Consider the following 15,186-nt stretch of genomic DNA (forward strand, 5'->3'; position numbering starts at 1 on the left):
TTATACAAAGGATTCAAAATGAAAAACATGATTTTACTGGGCATTTCGGCGCTATTAATTTCAAGCATTCATGCATTTGCCGCAGATAAGGATCAAGTAAGAGACAGATTGAGAGATGGGACTGGTGACAAACTACAGACTCAAACGCAGTCTCAGACTAGAGATAGGATTAAGGCAAAAGACGGAACCGGTGACGGAGAGCAAATAAAAAGCAAGTACAAAAAGCAAAATAGACATAAAGAGCAGATTAAAACACAGAGTGAGTTTGGCTCTGGTCAAGGTCCATCAGGCGGAAGGCGTGGTGGTGGCGGTCGCAAGTAGTATTAGCTTTTAGTTAATTCCACTCTTGCAGTTTTCCTTTTATATCAAGGTGAGTCAGATAAAGTCGTAAATCAAACTCCGCCTGATGATAGGAAGGCTGCATATATTCACACAGTTTATAAAATGCTTTGTTGTGTTCTTTTTCTTTAAAGTGAGCTAGCTCATGTACGACTATCATCTCTAAAAAATCTTGGGGCACACTCTTAAACATGGATGCTATTCGTATCTCATTTTTAGCTTTTAGTTTACCGCCTTGTACTCGTGATACAAAATGATGAGTGCCTAAAGCATTGTGAATAACATTTATCTTTCCGTCATAGAGAACTTTACTAAGTGGAGCTGCTTTTTTTATGTGTTCATTTTTTAAGTCATTCGCGTATAAAAAGAGTGTTTTATCACTCTTTTTATCGTGTGAATATGGATATTTTTTTAGAAGATGCGCAGAGAGCTTATCTGCTTTGATAAGCTTATGCACCTGCTCTTTTACTTGAGCCGGATAGTGATTTAGATACTTTAACTCTTTCATTTAACTTACAAAACCCAAACAGAAAATTTCTTACCTTTTATCTTTCCATTTTTCAACTGCTTATGTGCCTCATCAATAAGTTTAGCCTCTATAGCAACATAACTTTGACGCTCGTAGATATCTATCTTACCAATCGAGCTGCCTTGAAGTCCTGCATCTCCGGTCAAAGCACCAAGAAGATCTCCTGCACGTACCTTATCTTTTTTTCCACCTTCGATTACAAGCGTTATGTATTGAGGTTTCATCTCAAAACCGTTTACAGTTTTAAGGTCTCCTGCACTCTCAAAAAGTCTAGTGTCATTTTTGTACTCATAAGCTTTATCTGCTTCGTGTTCTGTAAAAAGAGTAAATGCCAGACCATCTTGACCGGCACGTCCGGTTCTACCTATACGATGGGTATAAGTCTCCTCACCATGTGGAAGATCATAGTTTATAACCATAGACATCTCTTTTATATCAAGACCGCGCGCTGCAACATCGGTAGCTATAAGCACCGGACAGCTTCTGTTCGCGAACTGAACCAAGACATCATTTCTTTCATACTGTTCAAGATCACCGTGAATAGCCAATGCATCTATCTTTTTCTTTTGCAGATTATCCGCCAACTCTTTTGCATCTATCTTTGTATTTGTAAAAATGATTACATTTTCAGGCTTGAAATTACTAAGAATATTTATGATGGTATCCATTTTTTGATGATTCTCTACTTCATAAAATCTTTCAGTTATATTGTTCGCAACTTCAGTAGATGTTGTCTTAACACTAACTGCTTCATGCTGAAGATTTTTACTAATATCCATGATTTCATCTGTATATGTAGCCGAGAATAGAAGTGTCTGTTTTCTCTTTTTAGTAAAAGACAAAACTTCATTTATCTCTTCGCTAAAACCCATATCTAACATTCTGTCTGCTTCATCAAGAACAAGCATATCAAGGTCTTCAAGAGAGAGTGTCTCTTTTTTTAGATGCTTTAAAATACGTCCCGGAGTACCAACGATGATATGTGCACCATGACTAAGTGAACCTAGCTGTGGACCGAATGCTGCTCCACCACAAAGAGTAAGGATTTTTACATTGTGTGTTGCACGTGCTAGCATACGAAGCTCTTTTGCAACCTGGTCTGCAAGTTCGCGAGTCGGACAAAGGATAAGAGACTGAACTCTGAACTTTTTAACCTGTAGTTTTGTAAGCAGTCCTATTCCAAAAGCAGCTGTTTTACCGCTTCCAGTTTTTGCCTGAGCGATTACATCTTTTCCATCAAGAATATGTGGAAGTGCCTCAGCTTGGATGGGTGTCATCTCTTTGTAGCCAATTTCGTTTAGATTATGAAGCATCTCTTTTGAGAGAGGAAGGTTTGAGAATTTCATTGGTAAACTTCCTTTACACGTCCAACTTCACCACTCATAAGACGCACTTTGATACCATGAGGATGAGAAGGAGATTTTGTAAGTATATCACGAACGATGCCATCTGTTAGAAGTCCAGTGTCTTGGTCTTGTTTTAGCACAATTGCTACGCTCTTGCCATGTATAATATTTTTTCTTTGAGTGCCATCCATAACTGTACCTTTAGTTTTTAAGTATGCAATTATAGCTACATTCTTCTAAGCTGTCATCGCTTCTTCAAAAGTTGTTACTTCTTCCATACATTTAAGTACTACATCTTCTATCTGATGCGTTCCTAGATTATATTTTGAAGTAAAGATATGGACCGACTTTGTATCAAAGGCTTCTATATCTCTAATAAGAGCATATATCTCACCCAATAAACCCTCGTCTTTTAGTAAAGCATTTGTTACTTCATCTGAAATATTTAAATCTGCTAATATCCTTTCTAACTTAACACTAAAGAGCGTATCTATAAGTGACAAAACACCTACAAAATAAGCTTCTCCCAAAGCATTGCTCTTTACATCAGGGTTTACAGCTTTCAAGATATTTTCCATTAATTCAGTTCTATTTTTTACCATCAGCATTAAAGGAGAATGTTTAGATGTTCTGCTTACTGATTTTGAGTAAATCATTAACATTAGCCATTGAGCAAGAGGCTGTCTTCCAACTAAAGTTAAGATGTGATGGACAGAAGATATCCTATTTCTAAAATGAAATGCGCAAGAGTTCATATAACGCAATAACTGTACAGTTATCTCGTAGTTGTTCTCAAACTCAGATGTAATCTCATCTATATTTGTATCATTTATCAGAAGATTATAAAGTTTTAGGACATTTAATTGAGAAGGTTCATACTTTGCATTCTCTACAATGTTTGGTTTTGCAAAAAAGTAACCTTGAAACATGTCACATCCAATCTCTTTTGCTAATATATAGTGTGCATTATCTTCTATTTTAGAACCGACTACTTTGATATTGTGAGCTTTCATCTCACTGATCATAGCTTTCATCTCAAAGTCAATATCTTTATCTACATTTATTTTTATGTAAGAGAGTTCTTTATATACTTTTGAATACTCTTTTAAAGTATCTGAGTCTAAAGAAATATCATTGATAGCAAGTACATAATCTTTGGCATGAAGCTGTTGCAGTCTCTCAACTACTCTCTCGCTCATCTCTACATCTTCAAAAAGTGAAAATATAAAAAACTCTTTTGGTATCGAGAAGATAATATCATGAAGTAAAAACTTTTCATCAACTTTAACAAATGCTCTACGATTACCAAGTAAAGTGCTTGTTCCGAACTTGTTTAAAATATTGCTTATCACAGATGCACTGGCAAAACGGTCATTGCTTATATGACTGGCCTTAGCACTGTCTCTATATAAAATCTCATAAGCAACAAGATCACCTTTAGAATCAAGAATTGGTTGGCGCCCTAAATATACATTTTCCATTGCAATCCTTTTTATTTAATCAGGTATATTGTAACGAAAAAAAGTCTCTCAAAAGTTAGATTGTGTGTTTTAGTTGATACATCATGATAGACGCTGCAACACTCACGTTAAAACTCTTAACACCATCAGCCATTTCTATACTCAAAACTTCATCACATAGACTAAGAACTTCCGCGGATATTCCCTTGCCCTCATGTCCCATTAAAAGAACCCATTTTTTAGGAGATTTTACCTGTGATAAAAGTGTCGCATCTGGAGTTACCTCAGCTGCGTATATCATATATCCATCTTTTTTAAGCTCTTGTATTGTCTGGGATATATCTCCATAGATATGTACTTTTAATTTGCTAACATAGCCCATAGAGACTCGTAAAGCGCGCCTTCCATAAGGATGTGGTGATTGGCGAGGTAGAAGATAAGAGTCTACTCCAAGGGCAGCTGCACTTCTTGCAATAGAGCCGACATTTTCAGTTGATGTTATAGCATCTAGCATCAGGATATTATTTCCTAAAGAATCTAGTGGTGTCTCATCAGGACGTGTACCATGCATCATGCAGTTATGATGAATTTTATGTCCGACAATGCCCTGCATCTCTTCTTTGCCTACAAGAAAAAGTTTCTCTATTTTTTTTGAGTTTATCAGCTCTGAAAATTCATCATAATACTCTTTTGTAGCCAAGATACTTTTCACTTTTATCTCACTGCCTAAAAGCATATTTACAACTTTTGGACTATCAGCGATAAAGCTATTGTCCTCTGTAAAAGCATTATCTCTGAGCTTCTTATAAATCTCTAGTTCCGGTATATTTATGTCATCAATTATCGTGTATTTCATATTTGGTATAATATCATAGATTCAAAGGAGTTAATATGAAGTACTCACCGTCTTTTCGCATCTGGCACTGGTTAAATACTATCGTAGTCTTGGGACTGCTGGGAACTGTGTTTTTACGTAAAACATTTTTGAGTTGGCGAACTAACTCTGAAATACTTATGAACAAACTTCTTGAGATGGATATTGAGATAACAGCCACACAGGCAAAAGTCCTGGCAAAAGCTGTTCGTGCAGGAATGTGGGAGTGGCATATTATATTAGGTTATGCCCTAGCCTTTTTGCTTATCTATAGAGTCTATCTCTTTTTTACTTTTAAGAGAACGAAAAAAAGTTTTAGCTCCTTGTCAACACATAAAAAAGCAGTGAGAGCTTCTTACTATCTTATCTATGCAACTCTTACCTTCATGGCTGTTAGTGGGCTTATTATTCACTTCTACCAAGATTTAGGGCTTCTAAAGGATACTGCTCACGATATAAAAGAGATTCATGAGCTTGTTTTTAACATTATCATGATTTTTGTACCGCTTCATATAGCGGGTGTTATCATTGCTGAAAACAGAGACCAAAAAGGCATAATTTCGACAATGATAAATGGAGAAAAATAATTTTTATGAAAATATTAATACTATCAATAATAGCAACATTTTTACTGGCAGACTCAAAACTTATTGATGGACTAGAGAGAGCTTCAGCCGAGCATAAAAGAGATGCTTGTGCCTTAGCTAAAAAAGAAGCTAAGAAGAACTACGACGTAAAAGAGATGAATGCAGGTTGCAACTGTGAGATCTCAGATGCCAGAGAATGGATGTGTTTTGTAAAGTTCAAGCATCTGAGTAAAGAGAACTAAACTTTATCTATTCTAAACCAGCCGGCTATAGAGTATCTTTTCTTTTTAGCCGCTAGTACTTCATGTGGAAATTTCTCACTCAAAAACACAACTAGAGTATTCGCTTTTGGAGGCACTTTTTTCAGAAAGTTATTGTGCTCGTCATATATGACTAATTCTCCGCCGTCTCCCTCTCTCCATCCTTCATTTAGATAATAGACAGTTGTTACAACGCGATTTACAGAGTTTTTAAAAGCATCTACATGAGTCTCATAGAAATCTCCATTGTTATAGATGGAATAGTGACTCTCATAATATGTTAAAACCAAAAATAGTGTTTTGTTTAGATAATCTTTTAAGCCATCAGTAAAAGCCAAAAACTCACTTCGTACAGAGCCGTCATCGTCCAACCAATGGATTCTATCTCTTCTTCTGTTTGTATCTATATGCAAAGTGGGAGAACTTGAGATACCAGCCCTTTTAAACTTGGTCTCAATTTTCGCATCTTGTAAAAGTGAATGTGAGAGATTTTGGTTAATAGCATTTTCAATCACTATATACCCATCATCGACTAAAGCGTCTGTTATTTTAGAATATATAGACTGGTTCATATGCGTACCTAATATTAATAGCGCATTGTAATCAGTTTTATTGTTTTTTGAGTATTGAGATGCAGTTTTATTGATAATACTTTCTAAATTGATAAAAAGTATTCTATTTAACACTCAAAATGAGTGTTAAATAGGAAGAACGCGGATGTTTTTGGAAAGTTTCTCTTTAAGAGTTGATTCGATTGCATAAAGTGTACCAGTTGAAGAAGAAGCACAGCCATTACAAGCACCTAAGTAACGGATATAAATATCAATATACTCATCACCTGCTTTAATGTCGATAACTTCCATATCTCCACCATCCATAACTAGGAACTGGCGAACACTCTCATCGATTACAGCATCTACCGCTTTGATTTGTTGAACTAAAGTCATGCTAGCGAAATCTCCAGATGCACCTGCATCAGCAGCAGCTTTCATCTTCTCTTCGTCCATTTCTTTACGAGTATCAGCCAAGATATCTACTAAGTACCACTCTCTAGCCTCGTGTCCACCAGGCTTAATACAGCTCTTACAAAAACCGCCGGCTTTTGTATAGTCTGTAATCTGCTCTACTGTTTTAAGGTCATTAAGACGAATAACCTCTCTAAGAGTATTTAGACTGACACGAGCACATTCACAAACAATGATTTCTTCTTCAAAACTTTCAGCATCTACGCCCATGTAAAGACCCGCTGCTTTTTTAATAACATCATAAGCCATAACTGAACAGTGCATTTTTTGAGGTGGAACAGCCGGAGTCTCAGGGTCATCACGAAGAGCCATCTCAACATCAATATTTGTAATCTTTACAGCTTCTTGCACTGTTTTACCAATACAAAGTTCAGTCATAACATCAGAAGATGCTATAGCTGTACCACAGCCAAAAGATTTAAACTTTGAATTTACAATCTTATCATTGCTTGGGTCAATCTCCCAATATAAACGTACTGCATCTCCACAAGACTCTGCACCAAAGTCAGCAACAATCAGTTTGTGACCACGCTCTTCTGCCTCTGCCTCAAAGATTTCACCTTGGTGTTGAGGGTTGTTCATAAGAGTTGTTACTTTATTCGAATACGCATCCCATAATGATGCGCCTAACATATCTGCTTTTGCCATAATATTTTCCTATATTTTATTTTCTAGTGGTGATGAAGTTCGCATTCTTGAACTTCTCCGCCCTTTGTTGGTTGTTGAATCGCAAATGAACTTGAAATAGCTCTAAGTCTTTCAACTGCACCTTTAAAATGACTGATAGTATAATCAACCTCAGCATCTGTGGTAAAACGACTAAGACTTAGTCTGATACCAGTATGAGCTAGCTCGTTATCAGCGCCGATAGCAAGCATTACAGTATTTGCTTCAAGGTCTTCACTTGCACAAGCTGAACCAGTAGATGCACCGATTTGTCCATTGTTTAAGTCCCAAAGCATACCTTCACCCTCAACACCTCTAATAGATATCAAGATAGTATTTGGTGTACGATTTTCTCTGTCACCTACAACAAATGTATCACTAAGCTCTAAGATAGCATCTTCTAAACGATCTCTTTTTTCTCTGATTTTTTTACCAGTCTCTTCGATGTTTGAAGTAGCAAGCTCCATAGCTTTACCCATACCAACAATAAAAGGAACGTTTAATGTACCTGAACGGCGACCACCCATATGCTCACCGCCATGCAGTAGCGGAGTAAGTTTTTGAGAATCTTTAATATAAAGAGCTCCTATACCTTTAGGACCATGAAATTTATGAGCAGACATTGAAACGAAGTCAACATGTACAGCTTGTAAATCAACAGGGATCTTACCGATAGCCTGTACTCCGTCTGAGTGAAAAAGAACACCTTTTTCTTTACAGATATCACCAATCTCTTTAATAGGAAAAATCATTCCTGTCTCATTTGAAGCCCACATGATTGAGACTAAAGCTGTTTTATCTGTTATGAAACTTCTAACAGTATGTGCCTCAACTATACCCTGATCATTTACGGGAAGGTATGTTACTTTAGCACCTTGTTCTTCTAAAAACTTACAAGTAGAAAGGATTGATGGATGCTCAACCTCAGTTGTTACTATGTGGTTTTTGTCTCCATTTACAACAAGATCTGTAAATACAGATTGAAGTACCCAGTTATTTGATTCTGTTGCACAAGATGTGAATACTATATCGTCATTATCACTTGCGTTTAACGCTGTGTATACTTGATCGATTGCTTTACTTAAAGCAGGATGCGATGCCGTACCAAATTTATGTAGTGAGTTAGGATTTCCGTATAGCTCACTAAAAAATGGTTGCATTGCTTCTACAACTAAGGGGTCTACCATTGTTGTAGCGTTATTGTCTAAATAAACTTGCATGTTTTACCTCATGAAATAGGATTATTTTTAATTAAGACAAAATTTGTCTTCTTTTACTTTTGACATGATAATAGGTTTGTTATTACGATATGCTTAAACGAAACTGACTTACTGCATTATTTAAGGTATAATTCCATTTAAAGGTTTAACATGTGTAATTTTAACAAACAAAATGATGATACAAAAGAGTTGCTTCACCTACTTATGAAGAAGGTTGCTGATAGTGTTGGCGGAGCAAACTTCCTGCTAGCACTTATTGAAGAGATGAAAAAGCAAAAGCCCAATGCTCTTATGTATAAGCATGCAAAGATTCAGTCTGAGCAACTTACCATCTCATGGAATAAGATAGTTTTTAAAGATAAACTGGAGATTTTGGAGGAAGTTTTACACTCTCACAAGAGTTCAGAAGGTCAAGATTTCAATATTTTAGAAAGTGACAGTGCTAAAAAAAGTAAAAAAATCCTAAATATGGTTAAAGCCTTGGCACCAATAACTTTTGTGGTAACTCCAAAAGATGTTGAGAATGGTGGAGGTTTTGATTTTAAAGTTTTTGAATCTATAGAAGATGATAATGTTAAGATCAACCCTATTTTCGTAGCAATGTTCTTTTGTTCTACAGACTTTACAAAAAGAGCTTTAAAATATAACTCTTAACAACTTTAACTCAGGAAGCAACTAAGCTAGATTATAAACTTTAACACAGTTTCTTCCTGCATCTTTAGCCATATATAATGCTCTGTCAGAATGTTCCATAACTTCATTTATATCATCATCTCTTGAACCAAAACTAATACCTGCTGAAATCGTGATCTTTTGCTCTTTACACTCAAATGACCTTCTCTCTATGCTATCTCTAATCTGTTCTACTTTACTTAAAGCATCTTGTTTAAAAATATCGCAAAAGATAATCACAAATTCTTCTCCACCGTAACGGCAAAGTGTATCGCCTGGTCTTATGAGGGATTGAAGGCTAAGTGCGAGACTTTTTAGTATGCAGTCTCCAGTAGAGTGACCAAGAGTGTCATTTACCAGTTTAAATCTGTCTATATCTATAAAGACAACGGCAAAGTTTGAATCATCTTTACGAATAGATGTAAACTTTTCTAAAAAATCATTTAGATAGTGACGGTTGTTTAATCCTGTCAAAGCATCTGTAAATGCATAAGTAACTGCTTTAGAATTTACTCTCATAATCTCTTTTTCGATAAACAGGTACAAAATAGCTATAATAAAAATGGCTGATGAGACGGAAAAAAACAACTCTTTAAAAATAAGACTGTATATCAAAGAGATGTCTGAAACATCATAATGTAGGAGTAAAACACGCATAACAGATAGAACAATCAAAGCAGAGATTACTATAAAGATTATTTTATAGATTAAACGTTTTTTCTCTTGATGGCTTATCATCTACCTAGTCTTTAATCTTTTGCATCTGATATATCTGTATCTTTTTGTTTGCTACTTCATTAAGTATAACACTTGGACTTACACCTAAAAACTTTTTAAATACAGCATTCATATGGGAGTTATCACTATAGAGATATTCTAACTCTTTAAAAGTACACTCATCCTCAATATATGCAAGAGCTGTTCTACAAAACTTAGACACAAATATAAAATTCTTTGGAGTCAGACCGACAACCTTTTTGAACTGCCTCTCCATAGTACTTCTACTACATCCAAACTCTTTAGTAAGATTTTCAACCGTTACTTCAAAACGATAAGAATTTACTATCTTATCTATAACATCATATACTGTTAGATGCGGACTATTTTGTTCGCTATATATTGATTTTAATGAACTGTTTAAATAGTTCAGCTCAGCATCTATACTATCATGGGTGTACAGATCTTTAAAGTACTCCTCAATTATTTCTGGTTCAAGCTCTTCATAACTACTGTTTAAAGCAGATGCTTCTTTATTGAACAACTTATAGTAACCAATAGGTGTCAGCTCTGCCAATATAACTGGAAATGTGATATCTTCAGAGATATTTTCATTACTAAATATAAACTTTTCTACCTTATTTGTTTTAACGCTTACTGAGTAATTTTTTGGGATTGAAAATTTATCATCTTCAGTATATATCTTCGTGTATCCCTCTATTCCCCTGTTAAAAACTATAAAGTTGCACCCGTTTGGAAGAAAGAGCAAGCTCTCTACTCCTTCAAGTGAATTTATAACAACATACTGTCTAACTATACTTTCTAGCTCTTGTGATGGAGGAAAAATATCATAAATCATTTAATTATAACCGTTAATTTGTATTTGGTACATTGTACTCAATTATTATAGTTTTAAGTTGTGTTAAATCGTCAATAAACTTAGTTTCACTGCAATTTTAAATCAGAAATGGTATAATCGCGAAATTATTACTTATTATAAAGGTTCATTATGGCTCAAACTATAACAGAGAAAATATTTTCAGAGCATGTTGGAAGAGAAGTTTTCGCTGGAGAAATCATCCGCTCAAACATAGATATGGTTATTGGAAATGACATTACTACTCCTATTTCAATCAGCGCTTTTAATCTTAGCGGTGCAGAGAAACTTGCTAATCCAGATGGATTTTCTATCGTTCTTGATCACTTTATCCCTGCAAAAGATATAGCATCTGCAAACCAGGCTAGAATCAGCCGTGATTTTGCCAAAAAACATAAACTAAAAAACTTTTTTGATGAAAAAGATATGGGAATCGAGCACGCTCTTTTACCGGAAAAAGGTCTTGTTGTTCCTGGAGATGTAATCATCGGTGCGGATTCACACACTTGTACACATGGTGCTCTTGGAGCATTCTCAACTGGAATGGGCTCAACTGACTTGGCATTTGCAATGATCAGTGGTGGAAACTGGTTTAAAGTCCCTGAGTCAATCAAAGTAAACCTTAGTGGAAAACCTGGAAAATATACAACCGGTAAAGATATCATCTTGGAAATCATTCGTATGATCGGTGTTGATGGTGCTCTTTATAAGACTCTAGAGTTTACAGGTAGCACAATAGAGCACTTAAACATGGATGACAGATTCTCCATGTGTAACATGGCTATTGAAGCTGGAGCTAAGAGTGGAATAGTTGCTTACGATGAGATTACTGCAGAATTTTTAGCAGATAAAGATCTTGCTCGTGAGCCTAGGATTCATTACTCAGATGCAGATGCGTCTTATGTTCAGGTTCTTGATATTAATGTTGCTGAACTTGAGCCGGTAATTGCTTACCCTTTCTTACCGTCAAACGGTCATTCAATCACTCAAGCAGTAAGTGATAAGATCAAAATCGATCAAGCGTTTATCGGTAGTTGTACAAATGGTCGCTTAGGTGACCTTAAGACTGCAGCTGAGATATTAAAAGGTAAAAAAGTTCACGAGGATGTTCGTCTAATCGTAACACCTGGAACTCAAAAAATTCTAAAAGAAGCCTACAGACTTGGCTATATGGATATCATCATAGATGCCGGTGGAGTTGTTTCAAACCCTACTTGTGGAGCATGTCTTGGCGGATATATGGGAATCTTAGGCGATAATGAAGTTGCCGTTTCTACAACTAACCGTAACTTTGTAGGTCGTATGGGTTCAAGAAGTTCGAAAGTATATTTAGCAAATTCTGCTGTTGCAGCGATCTCTGCTATTACAGGTTATATAACAGACCCAAGATAGAAAATAATAAAAAGTCACTATTTGCTCACTAGTTTGTAGTATACTTGTAAGATATATTTTAAAGGATAACAGATGAAAAGACTTCTTCTTATACCGGCGCTTTTGCTAGGTTCTGTGGCAATGGCTACAGGTTACAACTATGAGATCACTCCTCTTATCGGCTACAATGTAGCTGAGGGTAATACTGACTTGGACAACTATACGACTTTTGGTGCTGAGTTTCAATATAATGGTTTAGATTCTGTAATCAAACCTGAACTTTCTCTTCTTTACTCAAAAGCTGATTATAATACTAATAAACTACCAAGCGGAACTGATACAGAAGTATGGCGTTTTGCATTAAACGGTGTTTATGAGTATGACAAAGTAGGAGCTGTAATCCCTCTTGCTAAAGCCGGTCTTGGTTACGAGAGTATGAATGACGGTAGTTACACATCTAACACAGGGAATGCAGATAGCGCATTTATAGATGCTGGTATAGGTGCTAAAATTCCTTTTAACGACATGATAGCTCTAAAACTTGAAGCTGTTTATATGCTGAAGTACAATGACAACAGATATGACAACAACTTAGCTGTTCTAGCTGGTCTCAACATCGCATTTGGTGAGAAAGCTCAAAAAGCTGCACCGGTTAAAGAAGAGCCTGTAGTTGTTGCTGCAGCAGTCGTAGTGGATGGCGACGATGACAAAGATGGTGTATTAAACTCTGCAGACAAGTGTCCAACTACTCCTGCTGGTTCGAGAGTTGATGTTAAGGGATGTTTTTTAGATGGTGATGATGACAACGACGGTGTCTTAAACGCTTCAGATTCTTGTTTAGCCTCTGCTCCTGGTGAGAAAGTTGATGCTTCTGGATGTAAAGTTGATACTGATGATGACAAAGACGGTGTTTTAAATTCTAAAGACATCTGTCCTAACACTCCGCTAGGTGATGCGGTAAACAGTGATGGTTGTCCTGCTAAAGTAACTCTTCATGTTAAGTTTGAAAACAACTCTGATGTTGTAAACCAAGAGTCATATGATATTATTGGAAAATATGCAGATTTTTTAAATAACTATAGCTCGTATAGCGCTAAAATCATTGGTTATACAGATAGCAGAGGAAGTACAGACTACAATCAAAAGCTATCTGAAAAAAGAGCTAATGCAATTAAAAGTATGCTACTTAAAAAAGGTGTACCTGCTGAGAGACTATCTTCTGTTGGTATGGGTGAAAGCAACCCTGTTGCAGACAACGCAACAAAAGAAGGTCGTGCACAAAACAGACGTATCGAAGCTGAGTTAACTAAAAACTAAATGCTGGATATTCCATGTGTCATCTTCGCAGGTGGTAAAAGTAGCAGAATGGGAGAGGATAAATCTCTTCTTCCATTTGCCGGCTTTGACACACTCACTGAATTTCAACTCTCTCGTTTAAATAAAATCTTCAAAACAGTATATATATCATGTAAAGAAAAAAACAAATTTAATTTTCAAGCAAACTTTATTGAAGATATTAAGACTACACAAACTTTCGCTCCGACTGCAGGATTTGTCGCTATATACAAAGAATTAGAAGAAGATTCATTTTTTGCTCTTAGCGTAGATGCTCCTTTTGTAGGTGAAAATGAGATAAAAAAAATCATAGATGCAGATACAAAAGACTTAGATGCGACTATAGCAAAAACAGAGTTCGGAATTCAACCGATGTGTGGCATCTATCATCGTTCTCTCCAAAACAAGTTTGAGCAGATGCTTCAAACTGACACCCATAAACTCGGATTTTTATTAAAAAACTCTAACACTAGGTTTGTAGACTTTGATGATGAGAAGCCATTTTTAAACCTCAATCATCCTCATGAATATAAAGAAGCACTAAGCCTAATCTAACAATGTATTCCTATCGTAATATAAATTAAATACAATATGTAAAAACAAAGGATGTGCAATGCGCTACTTTTCTAAAGTAAAACTCAAGCAAGAAGTTTTTAGTCTTATCTATGGAAAAGGAAGAGTTGTTTTTGCTCTACCTAAAGAGCATAGACTCGACGGTTTTTACGTGTTTGCAGTAGAATATAACAATAACCAAAAAGTACACTACACTATAGATGGCGTACCTAATTGGACTCATCTGGACGGAGGCTGTCAAACTGTTTTTTACCTGCAAGACATAGATTTAAGTGATATTGACATCCAACCTCCTCACAAAGTTCCTTCAGAAAAACAAATATTAAAATATAAAGAAAAAGGAACACTGGAGATACAGTGTCCTTCTGGTATCTGGAGAAATGTAGATGAATGCCCGGAAGAACTTATGAAAAAGGCTTTTAAAAAATCTAGATACTACCTCTTTAGAAAACAAAAAGACAATCATTAAAAGAGCTTACTTACTTCTGCTATAATAATAAAAATACAATTTAAAGAATAGCAATGAACTTAACTCACCTAGATGAAAATCAAAGACCAAAAATGGTCGATGTGTCTGACAAAAATCAAACAACAAGAGTTGCCGTAGCTTCTGGAATCATAGAGATGAGCCAAGATGCTTACGATGCAATAGTAAGTGAAAAGACTAAAAAAGGCCCTGTTTTACAAACTGCCGTAATCGCAGCTATTATGGGTGTTAAAAAAACAAGTGACCTTATCCCTATGTGTCATCCTCTAAACCTCAGCGGAATCAACTGTGACGTTGAAGAGTTAGCTGAGCTTCCAGGTTTTAAACTGACTGTTACTGCAAAACTTACGGGACAGACTGGTGTTGAGATGGAAGCTTTAACTGGAACAAGCATAGGTCTTTTAACAATTTATGATATGGTTAAAGCAATAGACAAAGGCATGATTATCAGAAACGTACAGCTAGAAGAAAAATCAGGAGGCAAGAGTGGAGATTTTAAACGATAGAACTGATAAACTAGAGCTTACATACCCATGTTCTTGGTCTTATAAGCTGATTGCAGGCGAAAAAGAAGCCTTAGAAAAAGCAATACATGATGTTATTGTTGAGAGAGAGCACAAACTAACTCACTCTAAAAACTCTAAGGGTGGCAAGTATGTTAGTATGAATTTAGATCTTCTTGTTCACAATGAAGATGACAGAAACTTTATATATGAAGCTCTAAAGGCTCATCAAAACATCAAAATGGTATTATAGGAAATTATCTTTAGTCGTCTCAAAACAAAGGAACCGCTTTTGCAAAGCAAAATGTTTCTTTAGACGGCGCAAGCGAAGATAAAGGGACATTG

20 protein-coding genes are annotated in these 15,186 nt (G+C 35.9%); 10 read left to right on the plus strand and 10 right to left on the minus strand.

Going from position 1 to position 15,186, the window contains the following annotated elements; translation table 11 throughout:
• Positions 1-18 precede the first annotated feature (18 nt).
• Positions 19-321 carry a hypothetical protein gene (locus ABZC13_RS06825; protein ID WP_373001670.1) on the plus strand — a complete coding sequence of 101 codons (303 nt, stop codon included), beginning with the start codon at positions 19-21 and terminating at the stop codon, positions 319-321.
• 13 nt (positions 322-334) lie between these two features.
• Here the strand turns inward: ABZC13_RS06825 and ABZC13_RS06830 are convergent, their stop codons facing one another.
• From ABZC13_RS06830 to ABZC13_RS06850, 5 genes are read right to left on the minus strand one after another with little or no spacing between them, the layout of a single operon-like run.
• Entirely contained in the window at positions 335-847 is a 513-nt protein-coding gene (locus tag ABZC13_RS06830; RefSeq protein WP_373001672.1) for a YgjP-like metallopeptidase domain-containing protein, read from the minus strand.
• Positions 848-852: 5 nt separating this feature from the next.
• Entirely contained in the window at positions 853-2,214 is a 1,362-nt protein-coding gene (gene dbpA, locus ABZC13_RS06835) for an ATP-dependent RNA helicase DbpA (RefSeq protein ID WP_373001674.1), read from the minus strand.
• On the minus strand, positions 2,211-2,405 hold the full coding sequence (locus ABZC13_RS06840) for a YwbE family protein (protein WP_373001676.1): 195 nt from the start codon (positions 2,403-2,405) through the stop codon (positions 2,211-2,213). Before ABZC13_RS06840 ends, dbpA begins: the two co-directional genes overlap by 4 nt.
• A gap of 45 nt (positions 2,406-2,450) precedes the next feature.
• Positions 2,451-3,695 (minus strand): EAL and HDOD domain-containing protein, encoded by a 1,245-nt coding sequence (locus ABZC13_RS06845; RefSeq protein WP_373001678.1) that lies wholly within the window; start codon positions 3,693-3,695, stop codon positions 2,451-2,453.
• A gap of 55 nt (positions 3,696-3,750) precedes the next feature.
• Positions 3,751-4,530, minus strand: a complete 780-nt coding sequence (locus tag ABZC13_RS06850) for a TrmH family RNA methyltransferase (RefSeq protein ID WP_373001680.1) — start codon at positions 4,528-4,530, stop codon at positions 3,751-3,753.
• Positions 4,531-4,565: 35 nt separating this feature from the next.
• Between ABZC13_RS06850 and ABZC13_RS06855 the strand changes: the two genes are divergently transcribed.
• Positions 4,566-5,135 carry a cytochrome b/b6 domain-containing protein gene (locus ABZC13_RS06855; protein ID WP_373001682.1) on the plus strand — a complete coding sequence of 190 codons (570 nt, stop codon included), beginning with the start codon at positions 4,566-4,568 and terminating at the stop codon, positions 5,133-5,135.
• 5 nt (positions 5,136-5,140) lie between these two features.
• Entirely contained in the window at positions 5,141-5,377 is a 237-nt protein-coding gene (locus tag ABZC13_RS06860; protein ID WP_373001684.1) for a hypothetical protein, read from the plus strand.
• Here the strand turns inward: ABZC13_RS06860 and ABZC13_RS06865 are convergent.
• The 3 genes from ABZC13_RS06865 to ABZC13_RS06875 all read right to left on the minus strand — a co-directional run bounded on the left by ABZC13_RS06865 (position 5,374) and on the right by ABZC13_RS06875 (position 8,306).
• Entirely contained in the window at positions 5,374-5,967 is a 594-nt protein-coding gene (locus ABZC13_RS06865) for a 2OG-Fe(II) oxygenase (protein WP_373001686.1), read from the minus strand. The two genes, ABZC13_RS06860 and ABZC13_RS06865, sit on opposite strands and share 4 nt — an antisense overlap.
• A 126-nt stretch (positions 5,968-6,093) precedes the next feature.
• Positions 6,094-7,068 (minus strand): iron-sulfur cluster assembly scaffold protein, encoded by a 975-nt coding sequence (locus tag ABZC13_RS06870; RefSeq protein ID WP_373001688.1) that lies wholly within the window; start codon positions 7,066-7,068, stop codon positions 6,094-6,096.
• Between the two features lie 23 nt (positions 7,069-7,091).
• Positions 7,092-8,306, minus strand: a complete 1,215-nt coding sequence (locus ABZC13_RS06875; protein WP_373001690.1) for a NifS family cysteine desulfurase — start codon at positions 8,304-8,306, stop codon at positions 7,092-7,094.
• Between the two features lie 150 nt (positions 8,307-8,456).
• On the opposite strand from ABZC13_RS06875, the gene ABZC13_RS06880 reads away from it, so the two are divergent.
• A complete protein-coding gene (locus tag ABZC13_RS06880) occupies positions 8,457-8,960 on the plus strand; it encodes a hypothetical protein (protein WP_373001692.1) in 504 nt (167 codons plus the stop codon).
• Between the two features lie 21 nt (positions 8,961-8,981).
• Here the strand turns inward: ABZC13_RS06880 and ABZC13_RS06885 are convergent, their stop codons facing one another.
• Both ABZC13_RS06885 and ABZC13_RS06890 read right to left on the minus strand, forming a co-directional pair.
• A complete protein-coding gene (locus ABZC13_RS06885) occupies positions 8,982-9,716 on the minus strand; it encodes a GGDEF domain-containing protein (protein ID WP_373001694.1) in 735 nt (244 codons plus the stop codon).
• Positions 9,717-9,720: 4 nt separating this feature from the next.
• Positions 9,721-10,554 carry a helix-turn-helix domain-containing protein gene (locus ABZC13_RS06890; RefSeq protein ID WP_373001696.1) on the minus strand — a complete coding sequence of 278 codons (834 nt, stop codon included), beginning with the start codon at positions 10,552-10,554 and terminating at the stop codon, positions 9,721-9,723.
• A 150-nt stretch (positions 10,555-10,704) separates the two neighbouring features.
• On the opposite strand from ABZC13_RS06890, the gene ABZC13_RS06895 reads away from it, so the two are divergent.
• From ABZC13_RS06895 to ABZC13_RS06920, 6 genes are all read left to right on the plus strand, one after another.
• Positions 10,705-11,964: a 3-isopropylmalate dehydratase large subunit gene (locus ABZC13_RS06895; protein ID WP_373001698.1), complete on the plus strand. Its 1,260-nt coding sequence runs from the start codon at positions 10,705-10,707 to the stop codon at positions 11,962-11,964.
• A gap of 72 nt (positions 11,965-12,036) precedes the next feature.
• Positions 12,037-13,260 carry an OmpA family protein gene (locus ABZC13_RS06900; protein WP_373001700.1) on the plus strand — a complete coding sequence of 408 codons (1,224 nt, stop codon included), beginning with the start codon at positions 12,037-12,039 and terminating at the stop codon, positions 13,258-13,260.
• Complete coding sequence (gene mobA, locus ABZC13_RS06905; RefSeq protein ID WP_373001702.1) at positions 13,261-13,833, plus strand: molybdenum cofactor guanylyltransferase MobA; 573 nt, start codon at positions 13,261-13,263, stop codon at positions 13,831-13,833.
• Between the two features lie 58 nt (positions 13,834-13,891).
• Entirely contained in the window at positions 13,892-14,320 is a 429-nt protein-coding gene (locus ABZC13_RS06910; RefSeq protein WP_373001704.1) for a hypothetical protein, read from the plus strand.
• A gap of 53 nt (positions 14,321-14,373) precedes the next feature.
• Positions 14,374-14,844: a cyclic pyranopterin monophosphate synthase MoaC gene (gene moaC, locus ABZC13_RS06915; RefSeq protein WP_373001706.1), complete on the plus strand. Its 471-nt coding sequence runs from the start codon at positions 14,374-14,376 to the stop codon at positions 14,842-14,844.
• Entirely contained in the window at positions 14,825-15,094 is a 270-nt protein-coding gene (locus tag ABZC13_RS06920; protein WP_373001708.1) for a YbeD family protein, read from the plus strand. Before moaC ends, ABZC13_RS06920 begins: the two co-directional genes overlap by 20 nt.
• The last annotated feature ends 92 nt before the right edge of the window (positions 15,095-15,186 follow it).

Source organism: Sulfurimonas sp. (assembly GCF_041563035.1).
Lineage (GTDB): Bacteria > Campylobacterota > Campylobacteria > Campylobacterales > Sulfurimonadaceae > Sulfurimonas.

What these genes read in the sequence shown, in the direction of transcription:
- ABZC13_RS06845 (WP_373001678.1), bottom strand. Translation starts at nt 3,695, where the DNA reads ATGGAAAATGTATATTTAGGGCGCCAACCAATTCTTGATTCTAAAGGT.
- ABZC13_RS06885 (WP_373001694.1), bottom strand. Translation starts at nt 9,716, where the DNA reads ATGATAAGCCATCAAGAGAAAAAACGTTTAATCTATAAAATAATCTTT.
- ABZC13_RS06865 (WP_373001686.1), bottom strand. Translation starts at nt 5,967, where the DNA reads ATGAACCAGTCTATATATTCTAAAATAACAGACGCTTTAGTCGATGAT.
- ABZC13_RS06880 (WP_373001692.1), top strand. Translation starts at nt 8,457, where the DNA reads ATGTGTAATTTTAACAAACAAAATGATGATACAAAAGAGTTGCTTCAC.
- ABZC13_RS06860 (WP_373001684.1), top strand. Translation starts at nt 5,141, where the DNA reads ATGAAAATATTAATACTATCAATAATAGCAACATTTTTACTGGCAGAC.
- ABZC13_RS06910 (WP_373001704.1), top strand. Translation starts at nt 13,892, where the DNA reads ATGCGCTACTTTTCTAAAGTAAAACTCAAGCAAGAAGTTTTTAGTCTT.
- ABZC13_RS06875 (WP_373001690.1), bottom strand. Translation starts at nt 8,306, where the DNA reads ATGCAAGTTTATTTAGACAATAACGCTACAACAATGGTAGACCCCTTA.
- mobA (WP_373001702.1), top strand. Translation starts at nt 13,261, where the DNA reads ATGCTGGATATTCCATGTGTCATCTTCGCAGGTGGTAAAAGTAGCAGA.
- moaC (WP_373001706.1), top strand. Translation starts at nt 14,374, where the DNA reads ATGAACTTAACTCACCTAGATGAAAATCAAAGACCAAAAATGGTCGAT.
- ABZC13_RS06900 (WP_373001700.1), top strand. Translation starts at nt 12,037, where the DNA reads ATGAAAAGACTTCTTCTTATACCGGCGCTTTTGCTAGGTTCTGTGGCA.
- ABZC13_RS06850 (WP_373001680.1), bottom strand. Translation starts at nt 4,530, where the DNA reads ATGAAATACACGATAATTGATGACATAAATATACCGGAACTAGAGATT.
- ABZC13_RS06890 (WP_373001696.1), bottom strand. Translation starts at nt 10,554, where the DNA reads ATGATTTATGATATTTTTCCTCCATCACAAGAGCTAGAAAGTATAGTT.
- ABZC13_RS06840 (WP_373001676.1), bottom strand. Translation starts at nt 2,405, where the DNA reads ATGGATGGCACTCAAAGAAAAAATATTATACATGGCAAGAGCGTAGCA.
- ABZC13_RS06870 (WP_373001688.1), bottom strand. Translation starts at nt 7,068, where the DNA reads ATGGCAAAAGCAGATATGTTAGGCGCATCATTATGGGATGCGTATTCG.
- ABZC13_RS06895 (WP_373001698.1), top strand. Translation starts at nt 10,705, where the DNA reads ATGGCTCAAACTATAACAGAGAAAATATTTTCAGAGCATGTTGGAAGA.
- dbpA (WP_373001674.1), bottom strand. Translation starts at nt 2,214, where the DNA reads ATGAAATTCTCAAACCTTCCTCTCTCAAAAGAGATGCTTCATAATCTA.
- ABZC13_RS06825 (WP_373001670.1), top strand. Translation starts at nt 19, where the DNA reads ATGAAAAACATGATTTTACTGGGCATTTCGGCGCTATTAATTTCAAGC.
- ABZC13_RS06830 (WP_373001672.1), bottom strand. Translation starts at nt 847, where the DNA reads ATGAAAGAGTTAAAGTATCTAAATCACTATCCGGCTCAAGTAAAAGAG.
- ABZC13_RS06855 (WP_373001682.1), top strand. Translation starts at nt 4,566, where the DNA reads ATGAAGTACTCACCGTCTTTTCGCATCTGGCACTGGTTAAATACTATC.